At 40.7% G+C, this 24,104-nt stretch carries 20 protein-coding genes and 3 riboswitches; of the genes, 18 read left to right on the forward strand and 2 right to left on the reverse strand.

Features of this window, described 5'->3' with window-relative positions; all coding sequences use genetic code 11:
* From BMZ99_RS26700 to BMZ99_RS05635, 18 genes are all read left to right on the forward strand, one after another.
* The coding region (locus tag BMZ99_RS26700) for a hypothetical protein (protein WP_456107084.1) at positions 1–219 on the forward strand (219 nt) is incomplete at its 5' end.
* A 135-nt stretch (positions 220–354) separates the two neighbouring features.
* Complete coding sequence (locus BMZ99_RS05560; RefSeq protein WP_090933777.1) at positions 355–1,119, forward strand: ABC transporter ATP-binding protein; 765 nt, start codon at positions 355–357, stop codon at positions 1,117–1,119.
* A gap of 68 nt (positions 1,120–1,187) precedes the next feature.
* Positions 1,188–3,350, forward strand: a complete 2,163-nt coding sequence (locus tag BMZ99_RS05565) for a TonB-dependent receptor (protein WP_090933779.1) — start codon at positions 1,188–1,190, stop codon at positions 3,348–3,350.
* Positions 3,351–3,562: 212 nt separating this feature from the next.
* Positions 3,563–3,744: riboswitch (cobalamin riboswitch) on the forward strand.
* A 114-nt stretch (positions 3,745–3,858) separates the two neighbouring features.
* A riboswitch (cobalamin riboswitch) is annotated at positions 3,859–4,041 on the forward strand.
* Positions 4,042–4,493: 452 nt separating this feature from the next.
* A complete protein-coding gene (locus BMZ99_RS05570; protein WP_245754830.1) occupies positions 4,494–6,638 on the forward strand; it encodes a TonB-dependent receptor plug domain-containing protein in 2,145 nt (714 codons plus the stop codon).
* A gap of 69 nt (positions 6,639–6,707) precedes the next feature.
* A riboswitch (cobalamin riboswitch) is annotated at positions 6,708–6,891 on the forward strand.
* Positions 6,849–6,983: a hypothetical protein gene (locus BMZ99_RS27340; RefSeq protein ID WP_281246754.1), complete on the forward strand. Its 135-nt coding sequence runs from the start codon at positions 6,849–6,851 to the stop codon at positions 6,981–6,983. It overlaps the preceding riboswitch by 43 nt.
* A 302-nt stretch (positions 6,984–7,285) precedes the next feature.
* On the forward strand, positions 7,286–8,533 hold the full coding sequence (locus BMZ99_RS05575; RefSeq protein ID WP_090933781.1) for a hypothetical protein: 1,248 nt from the start codon (positions 7,286–7,288) through the stop codon (positions 8,531–8,533).
* Positions 8,534–8,864: 331 nt separating this feature from the next.
* The gene (locus BMZ99_RS05580; RefSeq protein ID WP_090933784.1) at positions 8,865–9,830 is read left to right on the forward strand and encodes a S8 family peptidase; all 966 of its coding nucleotides are present in this window, start codon (positions 8,865–8,867) and stop codon (positions 9,828–9,830) included.
* Positions 9,827–10,429: a hypothetical protein gene (locus BMZ99_RS05585; RefSeq protein ID WP_139214742.1), complete on the forward strand. Its 603-nt coding sequence runs from the start codon at positions 9,827–9,829 to the stop codon at positions 10,427–10,429. The genes BMZ99_RS05580 and BMZ99_RS05585 overlap by 4 nt, the downstream gene beginning before the upstream one ends.
* A 202-nt stretch (positions 10,430–10,631) precedes the next feature.
* Positions 10,632–11,288, forward strand: coding sequence for a helix-turn-helix transcriptional regulator (locus BMZ99_RS05590; protein ID WP_090933788.1), 657 nt, complete (start codon positions 10,632–10,634; stop codon positions 11,286–11,288).
* Positions 11,289–11,424: 136 nt separating this feature from the next.
* A complete protein-coding gene (locus tag BMZ99_RS05595) occupies positions 11,425–12,816 on the forward strand; it encodes an amino acid permease (RefSeq protein WP_090933790.1) in 1,392 nt (463 codons plus the stop codon).
* Between the two features lie 379 nt (positions 12,817–13,195).
* Positions 13,196–14,116 (forward strand): type I phosphomannose isomerase catalytic subunit, encoded by a 921-nt coding sequence (locus BMZ99_RS05600; protein WP_090933792.1) that lies wholly within the window; start codon positions 13,196–13,198, stop codon positions 14,114–14,116.
* A 135-nt stretch (positions 14,117–14,251) separates the two neighbouring features.
* The gene (locus BMZ99_RS05605) at positions 14,252–15,286 is read left to right on the forward strand and encodes a glycosyltransferase family 9 protein (RefSeq protein WP_090933794.1); all 1,035 of its coding nucleotides are present in this window, start codon (positions 14,252–14,254) and stop codon (positions 15,284–15,286) included.
* 179 nt (positions 15,287–15,465) lie between these two features.
* Positions 15,466–17,568, forward strand: a complete 2,103-nt coding sequence (locus BMZ99_RS05610) for a BglG family transcription antiterminator (RefSeq protein ID WP_090933796.1) — start codon at positions 15,466–15,468, stop codon at positions 17,566–17,568.
* 1 nt (position 17,569) lies between these two features.
* A complete protein-coding gene (locus BMZ99_RS05615; RefSeq protein ID WP_090933798.1) occupies positions 17,570–18,004 on the forward strand; it encodes a PTS sugar transporter subunit IIA in 435 nt (144 codons plus the stop codon).
* Positions 18,005–18,008: 4 nt separating this feature from the next.
* Positions 18,009–19,172: a mannitol-1-phosphate 5-dehydrogenase gene (locus BMZ99_RS05620; protein ID WP_090933800.1), complete on the forward strand. Its 1,164-nt coding sequence runs from the start codon at positions 18,009–18,011 to the stop codon at positions 19,170–19,172.
* 151 nt (positions 19,173–19,323) lie between these two features.
* Positions 19,324–20,289: a glycosyltransferase family 2 protein gene (locus BMZ99_RS05625; RefSeq protein WP_090933802.1), complete on the forward strand. Its 966-nt coding sequence runs from the start codon at positions 19,324–19,326 to the stop codon at positions 20,287–20,289.
* A gap of 141 nt (positions 20,290–20,430) precedes the next feature.
* Positions 20,431–21,639, forward strand: coding sequence for an MFS transporter (locus BMZ99_RS05630; protein ID WP_090934001.1), 1,209 nt, complete (start codon positions 20,431–20,433; stop codon positions 21,637–21,639).
* A 178-nt stretch (positions 21,640–21,817) separates the two neighbouring features.
* Positions 21,818–22,318 (forward strand): DUF134 domain-containing protein, encoded by a 501-nt coding sequence (locus BMZ99_RS05635; protein WP_090933804.1) that lies wholly within the window; start codon positions 21,818–21,820, stop codon positions 22,316–22,318.
* A 44-nt stretch (positions 22,319–22,362) separates the two neighbouring features.
* On the opposite strand, the gene BMZ99_RS05640 is transcribed toward BMZ99_RS05635, so the two are convergent.
* Together BMZ99_RS05640 and BMZ99_RS05645 are read right to left on the reverse strand one after the other, a co-directional pair.
* Entirely contained in the window at positions 22,363–22,869 is a 507-nt protein-coding gene (locus BMZ99_RS05640; RefSeq protein WP_090933808.1) for a hypothetical protein, read from the reverse strand.
* A gap of 108 nt (positions 22,870–22,977) precedes the next feature.
* Positions 22,978–24,093: a mannosyltransferase family protein gene (locus tag BMZ99_RS05645; protein ID WP_090934003.1), complete on the reverse strand. Its 1,116-nt coding sequence runs from the start codon at positions 24,091–24,093 to the stop codon at positions 22,978–22,980.
* Positions 24,094–24,104: the final 11 nt, after the last annotated feature.

Genomic DNA, 24,104 nt, shown 5'->3' on the forward strand with positions numbered 1-24,104 from the left:
AAAGAGGTAAATGCCAAGTTAATTGGGCACTACCACTACTATGGAGTGACCGACAACAGTAACGCAATACGTGCGTTTGGCTATCGAATACGCCGTAAAATGTTTGAAGTGCTCAACCGTAGAAGTCAGAAGAAGAGTCTGACTTGGGAAGGCTTTGCAAAACTTGAGAAACGATTTCCACTTGCTAGGGCAAGAATTTATATCAATATATATGGCTAAACATAGGTGAATGCTATTATGAAGAGCCGGATGCCTTAATAGGGCACGTCCGGTTCCGTGAGGGGGGCTAGATCGTGAGGTCTGCCTCTACTCGACTGCAAAAAGTAAACGGCCGATGGGTGAGGTGCTGGAAATATGCTTAATGTCAGCAATATAACCAAAGAGTTCAAAAATGGCTTATTTAAACGAACCCATACCCTTGCAGTGGACAATGTTTCTTTTTCAATTAAAGCCGGGGAAACATTGGGTTTGGTTGGCATGAGCGGGTCAGGCAAATCGACTCTTGGGCGTCTTGCTCTCAAACTTATACCATGCGATACTGGCAGAATCATTTTTAATGATGTAGAGATCAGCCATTTTACAATGAAGCAGATGAAAACACTGCGTAAAGATATGCAGATCTTGTTTCAAAATCCCGAGTCCTCGTTAAATCCTCGCATGACAATCTGTAGGAGTCTGGAAGAGCCTTGTCGATTTCATGACATAGGTGATAAAGGATATCTAGATGAGCAAATCGAGGAGCAGCTAAACTTTGTCGGACTTGGTGCGGAACTACTAAACAGGCGGCCGCATCAATTAAGCGGCGGTCAGCTGCAGCGCGTATGTATAGCAAGAGTGCTGCTGCTGCAACCCAAATTAATAGTATTGGATGAGCCTACTTCTATGCTGGATGTATCCGTTCAAGCCCAAGTAATTGAAGTACTTAAAAATGCGCAGAAAAAACACAAGATATCCTATCTGTTTATATCCCATGATCTTGATGTAATAAAAGCCTGTAGTGATGATATAGCTGTAATGTATAAAGGAAGAATCATTGAGCAGCAATCAGCCGAAGCGTTATACAAACAGCCTAAAGAAGAATATACGAAACAGCTGCTGGATACCTTTTTAAATTTTTAGAGGCATCTATAAGGGATAGGATTCAATCAAGAAAGTAAAATAATAGATTAAGTAAAAGAGGTAATAGGATGAAAAATAAGAGGATCGCTATGGCAATGCTATTCTACTTAGCTAGTACAGGTTTTATAGCAATGCCTGCCAACGCCGAAGAAGACCCGGAACAAAAATTGGATGAAGTAATTGTCGAAGCAGATCGGGAAAAAGAAGTTCAGCCTGGTGGATTTATCTATAGCGACGCAAGAAATGGTATTCTTGGCAATACCAATGTTATGGATATTCCTTTTAGCCAGATCGGCTATACGAAAAAGACCATTGAAACCTTTGGTGACCCAAGTCAGCCCCTCAATACGATCTTAGTGAACAATCCTTCGATCCGGACGAGCAGCAGCTCACCAAGGTATACTGACTTTTCTTTGCGCGGCATCAATATGAACGGTAATCATATGTATTTGAATGGGATTCCTAATTTATTCGCTCAGTTTCTAAGTCCGCCGGCTCATGTTATAGAAAGTATTGAAGTCATGTCCGGCCCTAATACAGTTCTAAACGGTTCCACTACTTCAGTAAACGGAACAAATGGTGTTGATGCACCTGCCGGTATTATCAGTATTACTACGAAAAAGGCCACAGATCAGCCAATTAACCAGTATACCCAAACCTTTTCCGGCAGAGGTTCTTTGGGGGAATATATCGATGTTGGCAGGAGGTTTGGCAAAGACAAAGAATGGGGAATCCGCGTCAATGCTGGTAATCTTGACGGGGATTTGTCTCTGCATGGAGCTGAAAAGGAAGAACGAACCCTGTTCATTAATTTAGACCATCGGGATGAAAAGAGTAAAACGAACCTCTTTGCCGGACATTTTGATTTAAGGACTGATGGAGGTCAGCGGTGGTTTGGTGTCAATAATGCCAGCACCAGCCTGGTTGATGCACCGGATTCTCAAAAAAGTTATGATTTCGATGGTATGACAAAATATATGCATGGCTATTTGATGACGTTGAACCATGAACAAAAAATGAATAATACCTGGAATCTCTTTTTTAATGCCGGAATGACAAATCGGAGCGGCTCCAAGTATGATACAGACAGTGGTTCTTTATCCCTAAATGGAAATACCGGTGCCATTAGCAGTTCCTTGATTCAAATGAAGGAAGCAAATAAGAACGTTTATTTTCAAACGGGTATAAAAGGTGAAATCTATACTGGTGCAGTAAAAAATAATCTATCTCTTGCGATTGATCGATCATGGACAAAAAATTATCGAACTTCTGCCTCTTTAAGCGGTAGTAAACTCGTGGGCAGCTTACTCGATGGCATTGTTGTACAAGGTGTACTTCCGCAGTCCGGTCCTGCAGCCTTGATTAACGAAGAAACTTCTGTGGGTATTACGCTTGCAGATACGTTGGAATATGGAAAAATGACAACATTGATTGCTGTTCAAAGACGTGATGGCAAATTTGATGCATATAATGCATCTACTGGAGCTAAAACAGAAAGTAATAATAAACTTTCCACTTCTCCTACGTATGCGATTTCGTATAAGCCTGTTGAGAATATATCCGTTTATGCCAGCCATTCCGAAGGGTATACACGAGCAAGAGTTGCTGATAGTAGTTATGCAAATGAAGGAGAATTGTTTGAACCTGCCAAAAATAAGCAAAACGAAATGGGGGTTAAGTACCAAAATGCCGGTGTATTAACAACTTTAAGTTTCTTTAAGTTGAACCAGGAAAACTTTTTTGATGTTACACCATCTACTGGGAAAAAAAGACTGACACGGGATGGCGAAAACACGTACAAAGGAATCGAATTGAATGTTAATGGCAAAATAACAGATAAATGGAATGCCATGGGCGGCATCCTGTACTTAGATGCTCAAAGAGAAAAAACTGCAAATGGGCTGCTGGATGGTTATCATGTTAACGGTGTTGCCAAATGGAGTGGTGTTTTGGCGTTGGAATACGAGGCTGATAAAAAGACTTCTATTATTGGTCGCGCTGTTTATAGCGGTTCTGCCTATGTTACCGATAATAAGGCACAAGTACCTTCTGTCGTGACATTTGATTTAGGCATAAAACATAGAACTGCATTTTCCGGTACTCCTGTAACCTTAAGTGCCATGTGCTATAACGCAGCCGACAAAGACTACTGGATTGCCAGGGGCGGGTCAAATACAATTGGCTTATCCATGCCAAGAACCTTAATGCTTTCTGCGACGTTTGATATATAATGATGTATTAAAAACAGGTTCATGATTTTTGATTGGAGGGAGATTCTCAACTAAGATTGAGAATCTCCCTTTAATTTTAGTTTTATCCTATGCAAAATGATCTTACAAAGAATGTCTAATTTTATCTCATAAGGATAGTTGTAGAATTATTCCAATAGGATTATAATGAAATAAATAGAATTATTTGAATTGCATTTAAAAACAATTATAAAAACTTAAATATAGGTACAGGTGCCCGTAAGGGCTTCATAGAAAAGTCGGTTAGATACCGGCGCGGTCCCGCCACTGTAATGGGGAGCAAATCCAAGATATGCCACTGGAACGAATTGTTCTGGGAAGGTTTGGAGGCGCAATGATCCTAAGCCAGGAGAACTGCCTGTACAACGATCACCGTTTTACCTGCGAGCGACAGGGAGGGAATTGGACTATAGTTTGTACAGCAGTTTAGCTGGGATAAATAATAGCTTCTTTTGATGTTGCCATCATAGGAGGCTTATTTTATTTTTAAAAAAAGAATAATCGTATAGGTGCCCGTAAGGGCTTGATAGAGAAGTCCGGTGCAATACCGGCGCGGTCCCGCCACTGTAATGGGGAGCAAATCCAAGATATGCCACTGGAATGAATCGTTCTGGGAAGGTTTGGAGGCGCAATGATCCTAAGTCAGGAGAACTGCCTGTACATCAATCACCGTTTTTACCTGCGAGCGACAGGGAGGGGAATTGGACTATTGTTTGTATTGGCCTTTTAGCCAGAAGGAAACAAAAAGCCTCTTTTGATGTCGCCATCATAAGAGGCTTATTTTATTTGCGGTAGAGCAGTAAAATTATTTAATTCATACATAGTGTTAGATAGTTGGATGGCAAGCTTCGTTATCTGCAGCAATCTTCGCTTAACCTGCGAGCGACAGGGAGAAGATTAGATACAGCTGCTGATTAGAAAAAAGCAGCATTTCTGTGAGTTTATCAGCACAAGAAAACTACTTGCAAATAAGGGGGGAAATAAAGACGGTAATTTACTAAAGAAATCCAGCCAGAGAAAGATAACTGCGGCATGCGAATTCAATATGTATGCTGGCAAGAAAGGATTCAGCTATTATTTTTATAAAATTTGAGATTTTTTGATTGTAAGAGGAGCGATTTTACAGTGATACGTAAGCTAAAGAAAAGATCATTGACGATGAGTATTGCCTGTGCTCTGGCGTTGACTATAACGCCAAGCTACTATAGGTGCGCTTATGGGGCTGAAAGCGATAGCGAGCAGCAGGATGAAATTTATCAATTACCTGCGGTGACAGTGGAAGCGCCTCGACCTGAATGGGAATCCAAGCTCTCGCCGGGCACCGTATCCATCGTTCGCCCTGAAGATTTCAAAGGCGAGCAAAAAACGTTGCCGGAATTGCTTAAGCGGGTGCCAGGGGTTCATATCAACGAACTTACCGGAACCGGGCAGTATACAGTGGCTAGTGTGCGTGGCAGTACGGCAGCTCAGGTAGGGGTTTTCGTGGATGGCGTGCTGACTAAGCTGGGCGGAGACGCGGCTAGTGATTTGTCCATGATTCCGGTGGAAAACGTGGAACGAATCGAAATTTACCGGGGTTACATTCCCGCTCGCTTTCCTGGTACCTGGATGGGTGGTGTTATCAACATTGTTACAAAGAAGCCACAAAAAACTGGTATTTCTCTAACCCAAGGGATGAGTTCCTACGGTGGCTATACGGGCAGCTTCGGAATGAACTCCCCGTTGGGCGATGGCAGCCTTTTTGTGGGAGTAAACCGGGATCAGAGTCAGGGCAACTATAAATATACATTCTATGATTCAGATATATCTCGTAATCGATTAAATAATGGCTATCAAAAAACTGATGTGCTGGTCAAGTGGCAGGATGATAACTGGCAGGTCAAATATGCCTGGAAACGGAATGATAGAGGGCTGCCTTATCACGTTCTTAATGAGAATTACGATAACCCTGCCTATTGGGGCAGCAAACAGCCATCTAAGAAGCTGCAGACGGATCAGTCAGATGTACTGATTGGTCGGCGACAGACGGTGGGCAACCTAGAGTGGGGCTGGCGGATGACTTACATGGATCAGGAGAAAAACTACAAGAATCCCTGGGGAAACAACGCTCTGTTTGGTAAGTGGAGCCGTTATCAGTCGCAGCGTTTAGGGGGCGCTCTGGATGGCTCCTTCAAGGCGGGTGACAACCATCTGTTGGAATTCGCCGTCAATTACTCGCATGAAGACCTTGATGTGAACGGTACTGGCATGACTTTACCATCCTATGCCTGGGTAAAGCATCACTATACGCAGACATTGGCAGATGCACAGCTTCAGGATACGATTACTCTAAATAAGGCGAAGGATTTTTGGTTTACTCCTAGCGTCCGCTGGAATTATTCCGGCGGACTGGGACAGGCCAATACGGGAGGTCTTTATTGGATAAAGGCCATTCAGGAGAATACAGACAGTAAATTCACCTGGCAGACTGCCTTGAAGAAAAAAGTGGATGATCATTATACTATGCGGGCGACCTATGGTACCTATTACCGTTTTCCCAATCTTTATGAACTCATTGGCGACGGTGCCTTTATTCTGCCTGTTTCTCCTACTAACACAGTACATGCCGCTCCGGCAGGACCGGAGAATGGCACCCAGTGGGATGTAGGCGTCCAATGGCAGGGAGAAATGCTCAAGGCCAAGTCTGACTGGTCCCTAACGTACTTCGGTCGCCATTCGGAGAACATGCTGGAACTGTACCGGATGGGCCTGACCTATATGTCTTATGTAAATGGCGGAGAAGGCCGGGTTAATGGTGTGGAACTAGAAGGCAAACTGAACTGGGAACGCTGGGATCTGGACTTGTCCGCCACCTATATGCAGTCCAAGGATCTGCAGCGATATAAAAAGATGTACTACCTCTATCCCAATGGTAACTATGGCAATTCACTGGAAAACTTTGCTCCTAAATGGGAAGGATTGCTCCGACTGACCTACCGTTTCCTTGGCGAACGAACTTCCGTCTTCAGTGAAGTCCGCTATGTAGGCGAAACGAATGTGGATGACGAAGTGGACTGGACTACCGCTTATACCACCGTCGGACTGGGGGTCAAGCATCAGTTTACCAAGAATACCAGGCTCACCGTAGGTGTCAACAATATGTTTAATAAGGTCCCCTATTGGAAGACGCTGCAGCAACCAACTGGATATGAACCTTGGTACGCTTACGGTACCATGAAGTATCCGCTGGCGGGCCGGACATATTATGCGACGATGCAGTGGGATTTTTAGGTTGTATACATGATAATAACCCCTTTGACAACCTAAAACGTCTATGTTATTATATAGGCAAATGGAAAATAATTGAATATTGGTGCAGGTGCCCGTAAGGGCTTGATAGAGAAGTCCGGTGCAATACCGGCGCGGTCCCGCCACTGTAAGGGGGAGCAAATCCAAGATATACCACTGGAACCATAAGTTCTGGGAAGGTTTGGAGGCGCTATGATCCCAAAGCCAGGAGAACTGCCTGTACATCAATCACCGTTTTACCCGCGAGCGATGGGGAGGGGATTTGGATACATTTCTATGCCAGAGGTTGAACTGGCTGGATGTATGATTTATGTCGGCAAAGTGTAGCCGATATAAAATAGGAGGCCCCTTCCGATGATGTCATCAGAGGAGGCCTCTTTTATTTTGCTATTTATGGCACTGTGGAGGTACAAGCTTCCTTATGACCGTCTTGTAGAAAGAAGGGAAATGACTGCATTTTGAAATACAATGATTGAGAGGTAAGTAGAGGTAAGGACTTTGGGGCTGGAAAGTGCCTGGAAGTTCAAGGTGAGCAAAGCGAAATTAGCGAGAGGAGGTGAAAGCGGTCCCGGAAAGCTTATAGCCAAGACAAAATCAAGGATATAATAAAAAGGGAGAGGATGATTTTTATGGCAAAGAAATTAGGTTATATCGTGACAAACTATAGCGGCAGTGATGCAGGGGATATCAATGTTGTCAGTACTACTGTCACCGTGAACAAAGCGCAAGTGCCGACGACGACGACTCCAGTGTGGGATTTGCATTCGAATGGTGATTCTAAAGTACATTCCTTCTTTGATACATCCAGCAATCTTCGGGTAGTTGTCGATCAATATGATTTCAGCACAGGTACAAGCCCCGGTTTACGGATCTACGATCCTTCTACAAGCACTTGGACTGCCGTGACTACTCCACGGAATTGGAGCGGCATTGAAAACCTGTACGGCGTGGTGAAATCAGGCAACTATCTCTATGCCATTGACTATGACGGCGCTAACGTTGTCAAAATCAGCCTGACAGGAGCCACGCCTTACACGGTAGCCGGTACCTATCACTTTGCTTCCGGCATATCGGGCTATGAAGACCATGGTGTGGCCATTGCAGCTGTAGGAGATTATGTCTATGCTCTCTTTATTACGTCGGATGCATCAGCTTCCAACTACCAAAACAGTACGGTAGTCAAGCTGGATGTCAGCGGCACTAACCCCACCTATGTGAGCCAGGCGTCAGTCGGTAAAAATGCCTTCACCTTGGAGTACTACGATGGCAAGTTCTATGTGGCTTGCATCGGTGGCATGCAGCAGGCCGGCAGCTATAACGCTGCGTCTCAGCTGAATGTGGTGACCATCAGCACGATGGGCGTCACTACTCCCTTCACCGCCAGTGCGACCATTCCTGGTGACTTCCGTGATATTGTCTTTAGCAACAGCGGCGATGCCTATATCCTGACAGGTTACTATGATTCCAGTTATACCAATCTAATTGGTAAGCTGTACAAAACTACCGCTGCAAATATCAATGCCGCCACTCCCAGTATTGGTACAGCGGTGGATACCTTCACGACGGCCGGCTATTTCTGGGCGACGCTGTACGAGGATGTCAGCGGCGGTAATACTGATTATTTCTGGTTTGCGAAAGGGAATCCCATCCAGATCTACCAGCCTGCTCCCACTACCAGTCCAGCTACACCTTTTGCAACGAAAACCCCAGCTGACTTGGGCAACTCTCCTAGAAATGTCAGCATCAACTGGATTACTCCATTTTGGGAACCTTCTTCACCTCTTGCTCGCAAGGGAGCTCCCCGATCCTTTGCAGCTCATGCCAAACTGGCTGTCGATGCCAAAAAGGCTGCTTTGGAGTTGGAAGACAAGAAATAATAGAGCCGATATTTTTACTTTGCTTGCAGAAACAGGACAAGTATCGTGAACTATCTAAACTCTAAAGTATTTAAAGATAATTTAATCTGAATAAAGAACGGTTCTCACGCAGCTTAGTTCCAGTTAAACCGGCAAAGAAGCTGCGATGAGACCGTTTTTTTTGTTAAATCTGCTTAGGTCAAGGAAGAGGTGATATTTCACTTTGAATTACTAGAATCCATAAAGAAGCATTAAGAAATTCTTCTTTATGGACAAATATGAATCGAATCTGAGCGTAATGCATAGAAATCTTTAATAGTAGGTTTAAGCAAAGATGCGAGGAGGGATCTGCATGCATGAAATAAAGCTTCTACCCTTTGAGGTGAAAGAAATCTTGGACAATGCGGAAAAAATACCTGATGGTATTCAATTAATGAAAGCACCGGAAGTTTGGGAGCCAAGCAAGCGAGGCAAAGGAGTGGTAGTTGCCATCCTGGATACGGGATGCCAGGTGGATCATCCCGATTTAAAAGACCGTATTATTGGCGGGCGCAACTTTACAGCTGATGATAATGGGGACCCGGATCAGTTTGGCGATAATAATGGTCATGGCACCCATGTGGCAGGGACTATTGCTGCTTCTGAGAACGGTCAGGGTGTTGTCGGTATGGCTCCTCAGGTGGATTTGCTGATTCTTAAGGTGCTTGACAGTAGTGGAAACGGAGGCTATGAAAATCTGATCAGTGCGATCAACTATGCTCTCCAGTGGCAGGGGGCTGAAGGGCAAAAAGTGCGTATCCTCTCCATGTCCTTAGGAGGAGAAACGGATGATTCTGCCTTACATGAGGCCATCATCCGAGCGACGCACAGCGGGGTGCTGGTCGTCTGTGCTGCTGGCAATACGGGGAAGATTGAAAGGCAGTTCCCTGGCGGGTATAACGAGGTAGTCGGTGTGGGAGCTGTGGATTTGAGCAAAAAGCTGGCAGTCTTTAGTACGATGAATAAAGAGATTGATGTGGTTGCTCCGGGAGTGGAGGTTGTTTCAACCTATCCTGGCAGCCGTTATGCCGTTCTTTCTGGAACCTCTATGGCCACACCCCATGTTGCTGGAGCTGCCGCCCTGATTATCAACCAATGCGAAAAGGATTTTGAACGCACCCTTACGGAAGCGGAGATTTATGCTCAGCTTTGCAAGCGGACCAGCACGTTAGGCTATAAAAAGATAAAAGAGGGTAATGGGTTCCTGGATCTGACTGTCGGTTATCAGAATGTTCTACATCCTATGGCGGTGGAGTCGGCAGTAAGGATGTGTTTATGATGAAAAAATTCCTTTTATGGCCGCTGGCATTTTTATTTGCTTTACCAGGGTGGGCTTGCGCGGCAGGAACGTCGTCAAAGACAGCTGAACTTCCCGCCTCTTTTTACTCGGCAGCAGCCAAGCAAATTGCGGAAGGTTATGTGTTAGCAATTAAAGAGAAATATACTGATCGTCAAAAAGATCAAAATTATTTTGAAGCTCGGCTAAAATATCAAATTGCAGCAGCCAAATTTTCCGGGCTCAGATCAACCCTTGAACTAGAGTCGATTGGGGGAAATCGAATTCCCAATGTGAATGATTCCAAATATCAGCCTATGGTAATGGAAGCATTAAAATCCTTTGATGAGTTCAGCGCCGTTTCCCAAAGAATTTTATTATCTTCACCTAATGCTATCAGCGAGCAAGCAGCAAGCCCGCTTAATTTTTCTACTGTTTTTACCGATATTTTTTCTTTTGTTTCCAGATTCCAGGAGCTATGGGTCAAACACGATGAAATCAGAGAGTTAAGGTTAAAAAAGTTGAGTGTATGGCTAGATCAATATTACAAATGGTCAAATTGGGATGAGATTGATATCAGTGCCACGGAAAATGGACCATAGAGATACGAAAAACACACGAAAAACGACTAGTTATTTTTGGCTAGTTGTTTTTCTATTTCTAAAGTCAATGTGATTTTATTGGATAGAGTGATACTCGATTTTTGTAAGAAATTAGATGATAAAAATTTATTATCATAAAAGGAAATTATTACCAAATATAGAACTTTAAAAATGTAGATGATTTAGATAAGAAGGAGATTATATGAAATACAAAAAGCTGTTGGAATTATATATACCCTTAGTTGATTTTATTGCCGATATTATTGGATCCAATTGTGAAGTTCTTTTACATGATATCGTTGATGTTGAAAACTCGGTGATTGCGATTCGAAATGGATACATAAGCGGACGTTCTTTAGGATGCCCTTTAACTGATTTAGGTTTCAAGCTGTTAGAGAATAAAACGTATTTGCGGCATAGTGCTTTTGTTAATTATCGAAGCCGTAATGACAGGGGAGAAAATTTAATTTCATCCACTTACTACATTAAAGACGGAGCAGGAAGCTTGATCGGTATGCTTTGCGTTAATATCTTAAATACTGTTGATCAGCAAGGACATAAATTTCTAAGTGAAGAACCTTTAAAGGCATTCTTCAGCAATGCAGTTCAACTGAATGGCAATGAAGAAATAACAGAATCATTAAGTACATCCTTAGATCATGTGGTAGACAATGGGATTCAGAAGTTGATTGCCAAATACAATATTGCAGTAGATCGAATGTCGCCTGAGGAAAAGAGTGTGATTGTACAGGAGCTGCGTGAAAATGGAATCTTTAAGATCAAAGGTGCCATCACAAAGGCTGCTGCCATCTTAAAAACATCTGAAAGTACAATTTATCGATATTTGGCAATGAAATAAATCATGGCGTGGTTTGGTATCGAGCAGGATTTCCTTAAAGGAGAGCTGGTTCAATAGGAAGGTATAACAAAAAGGGAGGGCATTCAGAGTATTGCTTGTTACTATTGATAAGAATGAAAGGAGAAAGAGTAGTATTATGGAAGAAAAAGAATTAACCAGAGGGTTGAAATCACGGCATATTGAATTAATTGCCTTGGGAGGAACAATTGGTGTTGGACTATTTATGGGCTCAGCCAGTACGATAAAATGGGCGGGTCCTTCTGTATTGCTTGCTTATGCATTAGCAGGCATTATCATGTTCTTTGTTATGCGTATCATGGGGGAAATGCTTTTCCTAGAGCCAGTAACAGGTTCTTTTGCAACCTATGCACATAAATATGTCAGTCCTTTAGCTGGTTATCTAACTGCTTGGTGTTATTGGTTTTTATGGGTTACAGTAGGAATGGCGGAAGTAACGGCGATTGGAATTTATGTTAAGTACTGGTTTCCTCTCATTCCGCAATGGCTGCCAGCTTTGGCAGGTGTGGCAATTGTGGCATCAGCCAATTTAGCTGCTGTAAAGTACTATGGAGAATTTGAATTTTGGTTTGCACTTATTAAAGTAGCTGCAATCATTGCCATGATTGTGATTGGACTTGGCATGATTCTTTTTGGCTTCGGTAATGGCAGTCAGCCCGTTGGCATTGAAAACCTATATGCTCATGGAGGATTTTTTGCAGGTGGTTTAGAAGGGTTTCTATTTGCGCTTTGTCTGGTAACGGCATCGTATCAAGGTGTTGAAATGGTTGGAATTACTGCGGGTGAAGCACAAGACCCTAAAAACACGTTACGTCGTGCCACCAAAAATATTATTTGGCGGATATTAATTTTCTATATTGGCGCCATATTTGTTATTCTAGCCATTTATCCATGGAATCTCGTTGGTACAATCGGCAGCCCCTTTGTTATGACGTTTGCCAAGGTTGGAATTGTTGCTGCGGCTGGTATTATTAATTTTGTTGTTTTGACGGCTGCTATGTCAGGGTGCAACAGTGGGATTTATAGTGCAGGCAGAATGCTTTACACCTTATCCAAGAATGGTCAGGCTCCTGCATTCTTTGGCAGGGTATCAAAAAACGGGATGCCCGGCAATAGTATTATGGTTACCATTTCCTGCTTATTATTGGGTGTTTTTTTGAATTACATCGCTCCAGAGTCCAAATTGTTTCTATACATTTACAGTGCTAGTATTCTTCCAGGTATGATTCCTTGGTTTGTGCTGGCATTTAGTCAGATCGCGTTCCGAAAGAAATGGAAAGAGGAAATGGAAGCACATCCTTTCAAGTCCCCTTTTTTCCCCGTTAGCAATTATATAACGGTTATTTTTCTTATATTGGTGTTAATCGGAATGTGGTTTAATGAAGATACGCGCATATCATTAATCGTTGGAGGCATATTTTGCGGAATTGTCTTAATGAGCTATTATTTTTTGGGTATGGGAAAGAGTCAATCTGCAAAAGAAATAGATGTTAATAATAAGCTCAGTTAGCAAGCTGCTATAAAACGTTATGGATGTAAAGATAGAAATAAATACAAACTGGCATCGCTTTTTGAGGTGTCAGTTTTGCTTTTAGTGAATAAAATAATAAATAATAAAGCGGATTTCTTACTAATTATTGGATAAATATAGAACGTGAATTGTAAAATAGTATATAATAAAGAAGGTGTGCGTGGAAATCATGTAGTAAAAATAAGTTTATGAAAAAAGGCACTAAATACAGTGATAACATAGGTATAGATCACTAGCTGGCAGTAATGGACTAGAAGGTCTATTTTACGGATGACTTGTTATATAGCAGATTGATTTCGATGTATAAATACTAACGGAATATAACGTTGATTGCCAATATCGATTAAGGAGGTAGAAGATGTATCCGTTAAAATTTGCACCTGTTTATCAGGAACGCCTTTGGGGTAGTACAAATTTAAAGAAAATATTTGGCAGAGAATTTACTAGCGATCATATCGGAGAGAGCTGGGATGTATCATGTCATAGCAATGGTATGAGTATCGTGGAAAACGGTTATTTAGCTGGTAAAAGCTTAAATCAATTGATGATAGAGTACCGGGACAATTTAATGGGGAAGACATTTGCAGAAGGGGAATCATTTCCCTTACTCGTTAAAATACTTGACGCGAATGATAATTTATCCATTCAAGTACATCCTGATGACGAGTATGCTCAAAAGGTGGAAGGAGAAGCTGGTAAAACAGAAGCCTGGTATGTGGTGTATGCAAAGGAAGATGCACATATTATATATGGTCTTGAAAGTCATATTACAAAGGAAGTTTTTATCGAAGCAGTGGAAAGGAATCAAGTTTGCAGCGTCATAAAAAAGGTCCCTGTGAAAGCAGGTGATATGATCTATGTGCCGTCGGGCACCGTGCATGCTTTGCTTGAAGGTGTAATGGTATATGAAATACAACAAAATTCAGATACTACCTATCGAATTTATGATTATGACCGGGTGACAAAGGAGGGAAAGCTGCGAGAACTGCATATCGATAAGGCGCTGGATGTCATAAATTTTGCAGAGCAGCCAAGTTGTGTATTTACCGATAATCGTATTGCATGTCAGTATTTTTCTGTAGAAAAGTTGTTTGTTACTGATGAGTTGCAAGAAGAAACAAACGGTCAGTTTATTATATATTGTGTGATTGAAGGTTCAGGGGAGGTTGCTTATCAGTCCCATCAGGAAAGTTTAAAGCCTGGAGATACGGTACTCATGCCAGCATGTTTAGAAAATTTTACATTAAGAGGTAATCTTCGATTGTTAAAAATAAAGTGAAAGAGTAGTTGTGTTCCTAAAATCAATTCTCAATAGGATAATCGTTACAGGATTTTTTTTACTAAATGAGGTACAATAGTTATAAAAATTATAGTTAATGAGCAGCGGTTCAAATCTACAAAGGCAGGTATTTTCGTGTCTAAGGAAATATTGATTATCAGACTCAGTTCGATTGGTGATGTGATTCATTGTACACCCGTAGCTAGCTCTTTGAAAGCTGCATGGCCTGATTGTAAAATAACATGGATGGTTGGTGGGGTTTCAGCAGACCTCTTACAAGGCAATCCTAATATAGATGAAATTATGATATGGTCTAGGGAAAAATTTGAAAACTATCTTAGAAATTATAAATTTAAAGAAGCTTGGAGAATGTGGTGTGATCTGAAGAATCAGCTAAAGGGACGGCAGTTTGATGCAGTCCTTGATATTCATGGTCTCTTTCTTACAGGAATGATTGCCAGGCAGGCAAATACAGCAAGGCGTATAGGTATGAAGGGGGCTAAAGAACTTAATTCTTTTTTTATGACAGAGACTGGCGAAGCCCGTGGTAGGCATATTACAGATAAATATCTTGCCGTTTTGCCTTGTTTAGGAATTGAGACTGCAAATCATACTATGAGCCTTGCAGTACCAGAACAAGCCAGAAAATTTGCAAGAACTTTATTGCAGCAATATACTGTTACACCCCAAGAGAAGGTAATAGTACTCATCTTGGGGACGACTTGGATCACCAAAAATTGGCCTATTGCTTTTTTTATAAAGGCAGCCACGCTTCTAGGAAAGGATTTTCGGATCGTTTTATGCGGAGGAAAGGCAGAAATTCCATTAGGTAAGGAAGTTGAGACAAAGGCAGGGGTTCCTGTCATCAACACCATTGGACAAACTACTCTGCTGGAAATGGCAGGTATTATTGAGCAGGCTTCTGTAGTAGTCTCTGGAGATACAGGGCCTTTGCACATGGCAGGGGCACTGAAAGTTCCAACAGTTGGGATGTTCGGACCAACAGATTCTGCTACCTACGCTCCACAAGGAGAGCAGCATGAGGTTCTTTCTTCTACTTCCTGTTTCAGTTGCCATAAGAGGCGATGTCCTAAGACTAACGGAGCGTGTATGGAAAGTATAGCCCCTGAAGCAGTGGTTCAAAAGGTGCATGAAATCCTGAAAAGATAAAGAGAATAAACAGCTCGTTGTCATGGAATTTATGTGGAAATGTCAACAAGTCTTATGACGAAATTCGATTTTCATTTTATTGAAATGGTCGTATATGTGATATATGATAGGAATAGAGAACAATAGTCACGCTAGTTGTAAAACTAGCGTGAACTCTTTCTTAAAGAGGGGTTATGGCTATGAATATTACCTCAAGACAGCGTATGATATTAACTATTTTATTAGCCGAGGCTCACGGAATAACTGTTAATGAAATTGCAGAACGAATTGAGGTAAGTACACGTACCATTCATCGAGAGTTAAATGATCTTGAAGATCTTTTAGCAACCCATCAATTACAGTTGGTTAAAAAAGCAGGTATTGGTATTTTTATTGAAGGCGATGCACAGCAAAAAGAAGTGGTCAGGTTATTGTTATATAGCCAAAGAGTTGCAGAATACTCTGCAAAGGAACGTAAATTGCTGATTTTATGTCAATTGCTTGAATCCAAAGAGCCAATAAAATTAGTAGCAATGGCAAATGATTTGAAAGCAACGATATCTACGGTAAGCAATGATTTAGATGAGTTAGAGGCTTGGATTCGAACCTATGATTTAACATTGATTCGCAAAAGAGGTTATGGTGTTGAGTTATATGGTACAGAAAATGCTATTCGAAAAGCAATGAGTACGCTGATTTCGGATAATTTAGATGAATTTGAGTTGCTAGGAATCTTGAGAGACAACATCTATGAAAAGCCTTCTAAGCATATTAGTACCGTATCCGAGCGCTTATTAGGACTCATTGAGAAAGAAAAACTAATTATCATTGAGAATTCTCTAAGAGATTTAAAAAATGATCTTCCTTATCCTTTAGCGGATAGTTCATTTATTGGCTTAGCGATTCATTTAGCTCTAGCCATTGAGCGTATTGAAAAAGGTGAAAAGATCAGTTTCGATGAAGCATATTTAAGGGAATTAGAGCATACTCCAGAGTTTCAAATTGCAGAAAAAATTGTGCAGACCCTTAGAAATCGCTTTCAATTAGACATACCTGCTGCTGAAATTGGTTATATTACGATGCATTTGCGGGGTGCAAAATTACGAAGTGCGCATGATGATGATTTTGAATTTAAAAATATGGAACTTGCTTTACAAGTAAATAAACTGATTAGCTTTTGTGAAGACAAACTTGATGTTGTGCTTAACGAAGATCCGACCTTAATTCAAGGCTTATTGGCTCATATTGAGCCGGCCATTTTTCGCATCCAAAAAAATATGAAAATTCGAAATCCCTTATTGGATGAAATCAAAAGTCGATATAATCATTTATTTCAGATTGTAAAGAGCGCAGTCGAAGCTGTTTTTACAGAGTTGTCTGTTCCAGATGAAGAAATTGGCTATTTGGTAATGCATATCGGTGCTTCTCTAGAGAGAAGGCGAAGTGATTGCATACAGCAGTATCATGCACTTGTTGTATGTGCAAGTGGCATCGGATCCTCAAAGATATTGGCAAGCAGAATCAAAAAGGAATTCCCTGCTATTGGCTCTACAAAGAATATTTCCATGTTTGATGTGGAGAAAACACCTAAAAGCGAGTATGACATTATTATTTCGACCGTTCACTTATCCATTCCCTCTCAAGAATATATTTTGGTTAGTCCCTTATTAACAAGAGATGATGTTAAGCATATTACTCTCTATCTTGAAAGTTTGGGCGAATGTAAGCAACATATAAAATCGGTTTCTTCTGTACAAGATGATGATTATTTAGGAACTTTAAAAATGTATCAGTCTTATATTAACCACAGTATCGAAATTATTGAAAGTTTTGCTTGTCATAGCATAAATAATCATAATATGAGTATCGAAAATATATTAGGTTTGATTTGTGAAGAATTTGAAAAAAATCATATGATAAGCAATAAACAGGAACTGATAAAAAAACTATTAGATAGAGAAAAATTAGGCGGTCTTGGGATTTCGAATATACAGTTGGCATTGTTTCACAGTAGAAGTAAAGACGTTTTAAAACCGGCTTTACTGTTATATTTTTTGGAAAAGCCAATCATTATTAAATCTATGGATAATAAATTTACCAATGTTGATAAGCTGTTAGTACTTTTGGCACCTGCTGCTATTTCCAGAGAAGGACTGGAGATATTAAGCGAAATCAGTTCCCTTTTAGTAGAAGAAGAGATTATACAGGTATTAGCCGCAAAAGAGGCGGAAGGCATACGATCATTCTTTTTAAAAAAATTATATGCATATGTTGTAAAAAAAGTAAAAGGGAGAGATCTGTAATATGGAAAACGTTATTTTTTCTGCCGATAAAATTGTAATGGATGCTAAGATTTCAAATAAGCATGAAGCAATCACGCTAGCCGGGCAGCTCCTTGTTCAGGGGGAACATGTGACTGATGATTACATTGCTAAGATGTTTGAACGAGAAGAATTGATGACGACTTATATTGGTAATGGTGTAGCAATTCCTCATGGCACGAATGAGTCAAAAGAGTTTATAAAGTCTTCGGGAATATCTATTGTACAAGTGCCTAATGGTGTAGATTTTGGTAATGGTAATATTGCGTATTTGATTATTGGTATTGCAGGAATTGGTGATGAACATTTGGAGATCCTTTCGAATATTGCAATTGTTTGCTCGGAAGAGGAAAATGTTAAAACTCTTATAAACGCTTCGACCAAAGAAGCAATTATTGAAATCTTTGAAAGGGGCTGAGCATATGCTTGCAGTACATTTTGGTGCGGGTAATATTGGCAGAGGCTTTATTGGACAATTATTGCATCAAGCGGGCTATAAAATATGCTTTGTTGATGTAAGCGATGAATTGGTTGCAGAAATCAATCGACGCCAGGAATACACGGTATCTCTTGCAAGTGAGGAAAAAGCTGCATTTACAATTGATAATGTAGTTGCCTTACTTGGAAGAAATGAAGAAGCTGTTGCAGAAGCAATTGCTTCTGCTGATCTGGTAACAACAGCTGTTGGCCCGAATATTTTAAAGTTTATTGCGCCTGTGATTGCAAAGGGGATTCTAAAACGAATCAATGCAGAAGGCAAAGCACTAAATGTGATTGCTTGTGAAAATATGATTGGCGGAAGTTCAGCCTTAAAGTCTTTTGTTTATGAATTTCTTAATGAGCAAGAACAAGAACAGGCGGCTTTAGTCATTGGTTTTCCTGATGCTGCTGTAGATCGTATTGTTCCCTTGCAAAAACATGACGATAAGTTGTGGGTTACCGTAGAACCGTTTTACGAGTGGGTTGTCAATCAGTCACAAGTGTTAGGTGCTGTTCCTCAGGTAGAAGGCATTACCTATGTAAGTGATTTAGGGCCATTTATTGAAAGAAAACTGTTTACAGTCAATACTGGTCACGCAGCAGTAGCCTATCTTGGCTATTTGCTTAAATTAGGCAGCATTGATCAAGCCATTCAAAATTCTTACGTGCTGGAAGTTACCGAAAAGGTGCTTTACGAAACAGGTGCACTGTTAATTGCTAAACACCATTTTGATAGTAAGCAGCATGCAGAGTATATTCATAAAATCATCAAACGCTTTAAAAATCCATATATATCGGATGAAGTTACTCGAGTGGGGCGGTCTCCCATGCGAAAATTATCGGCTAAAGATCGTTTGGTAGGGCCTGCGCTGCAAGCCTTAGAGTATGGTATTACACCTTCCGCCTTATCACTGGTGATTGCTGCTGCTCTGCTTTTTGATTTCAAGGATGATCCTGAAGCAGTGGAAATACAAAATCATATAAAAGAAAATGGCATTGAAGCGGCAATTCAAACATATACTGGAATTTCAAATTCCAGTCCATTATTTTCCTTAGTTCTGGAAGCCTATGAAAAAGTAAAAACTCAAATGAATGCAATTGCTTAGACGCTTCCTGGCTCTCTGATCATAGAGGGCTTTTTCCATTATATAAAAGTATTTTCATTTTCTTTTCAGAATCAACAATTATAATAAATAAATCGGAATACGGCATATATTCGTGTAATGCCGCAGATGCTGCTGAAAAGGAGTGACAAATATGAAATACATTTCAATTGTCGTACCTGTTTTTAATGAACAGGAGAATATGAAAGTATTCTATCAAGCTGTTTGTAAACATATGGAGTCCACGGGATATTCGTTTGAACTGATTTTTGTTGATGATGGGTCTACTGACCAAACAGCTGTTATATTGGACAAACTGGCAGAGCAGGATAGCCGGGTTTATGGAATTTTACTAGCTCGCAATTTTGGACATCAGATTGCATTGACCTGTGGTCTGGATCATGCCAAGGGAGATGCGGTTATTACTATGGATGGGGATATGCAGCATCCGCCCGAGATGCTGCCAGAGCTAATCCGCAAATGGGAAGAAGGATTTGAAATTGTACAAACCGTTCGTAAAAATACGCAAGGAGTTTCTTGGTTTAAAAAGTTTACCTCGGGAATGTTTTACCGCACAATCAATAAGATGTCTAATATTCATATAACAGAAGGCGGATCAGACTTTCGCTTGCTTGATAAAGCGGCAGTTGCAACACTGCAAAGTTTTAAAGAGAAAGCAAGATTTATTCGGGGGATTATCAGCGATATTGGCTATCGGCAAACGTATATTGAATTTGTGGCACCTGAACGTTTTGCTGGAAAGTCAAAGTTTTCGATTGCCAAAATGGCAAATTTTGCGTTAGATGGTATCACAGCCTATTCAAAAGTTCCTTTGCGATTAGCATTTTATTTAGGAGTGCTGACTGGTTTTTTAAGTCTGCTTGTAACTGTGCATGTAGTATACATCTATTTGTTTACAAGCGAAGCGGTTCCAGGGTGGGCTACAATCGCTGCCAGTGTCCTGCTGTTGGGGGGCATTCAATTAATGGGATTAGGTATTATTGGTGAATATATCGGACGCATATTTGAAGAAGTAAAGCAGCGGCCCCTCTATTGGGTAAGTAAAGAATTAAAAAGTAATGCAGAAATAAAATCAAAGAAAGAAAATGCAATTGCATGATATAAATAGCAGCGACTCTTTTACATTATAAAAAAAGAGTCGCTTAATTATTTGTGATAGGTTATGTAAGGTTATTGACAGTTAAGACTTAGGAGGCTATACTAATAAACAAAAAGTGTACATACACATATGGAGAGACAAATGCAAACAAAATCAAATCATGGTCAATCACATTGGCTGCTCATTTTCAGTGCTGCTGTCATTATGATGATTACTACAGGAGCTAGACAATCCAGCGGGCTTTTTGTTTCTCCTCTAGTTGCATCAACAGGTTTAAGTATTGCTTCCATTAGTTTTGCTCTTGCTGTAGGACAGCTTTTCTGGGGTGTGACCCAGCCCATATTTGGCGCTATTGCGGATAAGTGGGGAAGTTTTCCTGTGCTAGTCTTCGGATCATTTTTAATGGCTTTAGGAATGGCGATGACTCCATATGCGACATCGGAGTGGATGTTGACCTTGTCTATGGGGGTCATTAGTGCAGCGGGAGCGGGAGCGGGGAGTTTTGCGATACTGATTGGAGCAACGGCACAAAGGCTGCTGCCTAGCCAGCGTTCCTTTGCTGGAGGATTTATTAACGCCGGAGGGTCATTTGGGCAATTTCTTTTTGCACCGATAACACAGATGATCTTAGCAGCTCATGGCTGGATTACAGCCATGTTTACTCTTGCAGCAGCATCTTTATTAACGATTCCTTTAGCCTGGACTCTTCGTGAAAAGAAGGTATCCCAGTTGCATGATGATTCTCAGCCTTCTCAGAGCATAGGGCAGCAAGTCGTTCAAGCGATGAAGGATCGAAGCTACTTATGTCTTCATGCAGGTTTTTTTACTTGCGGTTTTCATGTTGCCTTTCTGGTTACTCATTTACCGGGAGAAGTGGCTCTATGTGGCCATTCGGCAGCTGTATCCGCTGCCGCCATAGGGATGATTGGCTTATTTAATATTGCTGGAAGCCTTTTGGCTGGTGTATTAGGAAATCACTATCGGATGAAATACATATTGGCTTTTATGTATGGGAGTAGGGCTCTTATGATTGGTTTATATCTAATAGCTCCAAAAACGGAATTAACTTTTTATATCTTTGCAGCTGCATTGGGGTTCACCTGGCTTGCCACAGTACCGCCCACCGTTGGACTGGTTGGAAAGCTTTTTGGTACTCGCTATCTTGCTACTCTATTTGGCTTAACCATTCTGACCCATCAAGTAGGAGGATTTTTAGGTGCTTGGCTGGGTGGAATTGCTATGGAGCAAAGTGGAAGCTATATGTGGATGTGGTATACCGATATTCTATTATCTTTTGCAGCTGGCCTGGTCAACCTGCCAATTCGGGAGGAAAAAATAGTAAAGACATGATTCATAATCGTTAAATGCGAAGGACACGAAGAATAGATATTTCTTTGTGTCCTTTGCATATTTGAGTTTAAAATCTTTTTATATGCGAGGAAATTTAAGATTTTTCTTATGATATTGCATTTTTTCTTCATAGGTATATAATATAAATGAGCATATGCCCATTTGGAGGAGTGATATTTTGACAAGAAGACGTTGTTGTGGTTTGGTAGAGCAAGAGCCGATCTTTCGCAAATTCGTACCTGATGGTCAAATGAATTCAGGAACCATTATACTTTTAGTTGAAGAACTAGAAGCTTTACGCCTAAAAGACCTTGATGGTATGGATCAAGTGAATTGTGCTATAAAGATGGGAGTCTCAAGGGCTACTTTCCAGAGAATACTGCAATCAGCTAGAAAGAAAATGGTTACCTCTTTAATAAATGGGCAGACCATCATAATACAAGGGGGAAATTATATGATAAAGTATAGAAAATTTGAGTGCAAGGATTGCGGGCATATTTGGGAGGTGGAGCCATGCTCAGAGGGGGGCAAGCATGGATATGAAATTCCTTGTCCTCAATGCGAAAGTATGAAGAAAATAAAATTGGCAGAAGACGGTACTCGTCATGCTTGTGGCGGGGGACATGGGCACGGACATGATCATGAAAGTGGATGCTGTGGTGGGCACAATAAATCATAAAAAGATGCTGATGGGATTCATCCCATCAGCATCTTTTATGATTCTTATTCTGTATAATCGTTATTAGCATCTGCTTTGGCAGTCAGGGTACCATATTGATTTTTGCTTTGTTGTGTTTTATTTGCTGCTTGATTTTGAGCTGAACTTGCGTAGCTGTTGCCGGTATAGGCAGAAGAAGCTCCAGCTTGACTGCCATATTGCTGACTTTGTGCAGAACTGGAGTAATCGTTATTAGCATCAGCAGTAGCAGTTAGGGTGCCATATTGATTTTTACTTTGTTGTGTTTTATTTGCTTGAGTTGAGCTTGCGTAATTGTTGCCGGTATAGGCAGAAGAAGCTCCAGCTTGGCTGCCATATTGCTGACTTTGTGCAGAACTGGAATAGTCATTATTGGCATCAGCACTAGCAGTTAACGTACCATATTGACTTTTGCTTTGTGCATTTTGACTTTGTGCAGATTGAGAGTAATTTTGGCTTGCATTGGATTTTGAAGTTGCTGCTGAAGAAGTCATAGATTGGTTGTTATTGCTGTTTTTATTGTTTGTCGCCATGTTTCATGCCCCCTTTATTTTTATTGATTTTGAATCCAGATTTATTTTCCCCCACTTACAACATGTTTATGTGATTGAAAATTAACATAAAATAGAAATATTAACCAATTATCCAATCCAATACCAATTCATAAATAAAGAAGTACATACTAACAAAATAGAGGCACTGATGAAAAGATAACAATAGTATGCTTTGCGGGGGAGCTGCCCCCAGAAGAGATAGAGAGGAAATATCGGCAGTGTAAAACGGGAGACACTGTATAGAGGGAGACTGGGAGAGGTAGAGCAGAGGGGGATGAGAAACCATAGCCAGCCGATTAAGAGGTAGGAGGTAGGGATTTTAAACTGTGGCAGAATTGTGAGCAGAAATAGACCAATGAGGCTGCTGATCGTGAGGAATGTATCTAAAGCAACTCCAGGTTGACTATAAGGATCATTGGAAAAAGTCAAAGGAATATTAGCTGCAATATTGTACCAGGGTAGTTCAAAATGTCTTCCCCAGTCTTGTTGGGTAGTTATAAAAGCAATCGGATTATCTAATAGATAGAAATTGTACAGCATAAAACAGGATAGGGCAATTGGCGGCAGGAAAAGTGGAATCATAGCCGATAAAGAGTGAGTGTGAAGAGATTTTTTTTTAAAGAATTCATAAAGTAAAAAAATAAAAAGAAAGATTCCCAAATTTCTGGTCAAAGTAGCTAGTACACCTGCTGCTCCTCCGCACCACCACTGACCTTTTCTAGAAAAATAGATACAAAAAAAAGAAAAAGTGATAAACAAAGGTTCTGTATAGATACTATTTAGAAACAGAGAAGTTGGCATAAGAGCATACGATAAGAGAGAATAGTGAACTTGATCTGGAGAAAAATCTAAACGGAAGGTTACATCCATAATCCAGAAACTGATGAACGCAAATATATTGCAAAGTAATAAACCAGCTAGAGAAATGGGGAAACCTACGTAAGATAAACATTTTATGAATATGATGAGCATGGGGAAAAAGACGATCGATTTTGAATCATATCCCTGTCCAGCAACATAGGTGTACCAATGGGCATCCCAACGAATAAATTTTTCGATCAAAGGAGGCATAGGGTATAATGATTGATCGACAAATCCTATTGGCGGATGGGAAGGTAAGTAATCAGCTAATTGGTAGGAGGTAAAAATAATAAGAGTGTGAATACTAAAGGCAAACCATACCGTTTTTGATGGAAACTTCATGAAATGGAACC

The sequence above is a fragment of the Pelosinus propionicus DSM 13327 genome (assembly GCF_900114615.1).
Taxonomy (GTDB): domain Bacteria; phylum Bacillota; class Negativicutes; order DSM-13327; family DSM-13327; genus Pelosinus; species Pelosinus propionicus.